At 39.9% G+C, this 2108-nt stretch carries 2 protein-coding genes; one reads left to right on the top strand and one right to left on the bottom strand.

The window, feature by feature from the left end:
• The first annotated feature begins 5 nt into the window (after positions 1-5).
• The gene (locus ACYPZI_RS15865) at positions 6-131 is read left to right on the top strand and encodes an IS66 family transposase zinc-finger binding domain-containing protein (protein WP_459603336.1); all 126 of its coding nucleotides are present in this window, start codon (positions 6-8) and stop codon (positions 129-131) included.
• Between the two features lie 151 nt (positions 132-282).
• Here the strand turns inward: ACYPZI_RS15865 and ACYPZI_RS15860 are convergent, their stop codons facing one another.
• On the bottom strand, positions 283-1050 hold the full coding sequence (locus ACYPZI_RS15860) for an NUDIX hydrolase (protein ID WP_459603334.1): 768 nt from the start codon (positions 1048-1050) through the stop codon (positions 283-285).
• Between the last annotated feature and the right edge of the window lie 1058 nt (positions 1051-2108).

The raw sequence follows: 2108 nt of genomic DNA, 5'->3' as shown, positions 1-2108 counted from the left end.
TGGAAATAATAGAACCCAAAGACCTTCCGCAGGGAGCCAAATGTATCGGTCAGGAAATAACCGGGAAATTGGAATACATACCCGGACAACTCTATGTCCTGCGGATTATCCGTAACAAATATGCATTGTAAGCGTTCGGTATTGCGCAAGATGCGCAATACCGAACGCTTACTATACATAGTCATTATGATAAATATATAATGCGCGGAACACGGCAGTGACAGGACGCGGTAAATATTTACAGACTGTATTTTCCGACGGCCGGATAGAATCGGTTGTTCGTTAAAAGAAATCCAGCCCGTTTGTCAGGGCTTCCCAATATTTTTTCTTATCGAAGGAAAACAACGCGGTATCCTTTACACCCCATTTCCTGCTGATTTCATCCAGTTTATAGGCAAATCCGTATGAAAGTATCTTCCGCTGAAAGTTACGGCGGTCCAGCTTCCGGCCAAGTATGCCCTCATAGATAACCCTCAGTTCGCTCATGGTGAACTTTTCCGGAAGCAGCAATCCGGCAGGGATGTAATTAATTTCCATGTGCATGGTACGGATAGCCTTGTCAATGATTTCCATGTGGTTTCCGAACAGGGATGGAAGCCTGTCCAAGCTGAACCAGCCGTACTCTTCGTCGGCTGTGGGCTTTATCCTGACATGCCCGTAATTTACAAGCGCATAGTAGCCTATAGTGACAAAGCGGGCCGACATCCAGTGGGAATCTATATCCCCTATATTATATTCTTTCAGTAACTGCTTGTTTTCTTCTATTATAGATTCATCCGGTTCTCCGAACGCGGCGAACTGGCGCAGGTAGCAGTTTTTCAGGTTGGTTCTCAGCTCCAGTAAACGTGCCACCGCCGTGTCGATACTTTCTGTCCTGCGCACAAAGCCTCCCTGAAGCATCCAGTTCCCATGCGGTTTATAACGGTTCAGCAGTACCTTTATTTCCCCTTCATTAAAGCCAAGTATAACGCATTCCACAGCAACACCCGGTAGCAACATTTCTGCCGGAGTAGTCAGGAAAGTCGCGAAATTCTTATCATAATTTTTCATATCCTTAGTTTATATATGTTTGCTAAAAATATATTTTTATATACATGGCGAAATATAAACAATGTAATACCATATAGACAAGGCTTTGTTGCAACGTAATAATAAAGAATAAAAGTTGTCTTGTATTTAGAAATAACAAAATACAGATACACGCGTACCAATTCAACACCTCATGACAAAGATAAATATAAAACAAAAAATTGAAGTAGTTATAATAAAAAATTTATGCCAATAGTTAAAAAAAAGGTTGCAGATATGACTATTTACACCTTTTTTACCTGTCAACGTTTCTCCCTTATTTTTCACTTTTGGCTCCGCCGATTTTGCCTCGCCTTCGCTTCGGCGATTGATAATTCAATTCGTTTTTCACTTACAACTTACTACTAATTTTTTCGATAGATAAAAAAAATTGAAAAAAAAGATATATATGTGAAATTTATGAATTATATTTGTGTCAAATAACGCATATATAAGTATTAAAACCTATTATAAACTAATATTACCTGTTAATTAATTGGATGGATGGCATGAAGCTCCCGTTCGCGCAGGCTTGCAGCGCCTGTCGCATAGTTTTATTTTAGTTTTATCAGCCGTTCGTTTTTCAGGCTATATACACCGGGCCATATAGTACCGGAAAAGAAGCCGGGCCAAGACAGGCCTGGATGCATAGTTTTGTAAGTTTGAGGAACCACGCCGATTGAGATAATATGCGTGGTTTATTTTAAGCGCCTGTTTAAATTTTAGCGAAAATATTATTATAGGCTCTGACAAATAATTCTTAGCGGCTTTTTTTGTTTTTTTCAGCGTATTTCCCCCTTTTTCCTTCTGGTTTAGCGGGCTAATCCCGCAAGTAAAAAAGATAAAATCCATCTGAAAACAGCTGTAAAAAGTTTTGCCATAAAATTAAAACAGACACAAAAAGAAATAAGATAATGAACGCTATGGATAAATATGCCGGCATAATACTGCGGATTCTGGGCGATAACCGGATAGAAGGAGTGTACGATCCCGTCAACGGTCTGGTTTACATCTTCCACGAGGATGATGCATACGGATGC

The organism is Dysgonomonas reticulitermitis, from assembly GCF_054601275.1.
The sequence above is the reverse complement of the archived record's forward strand: the minus strand, read 5'-3'. Positions and strand labels throughout refer to the sequence as shown.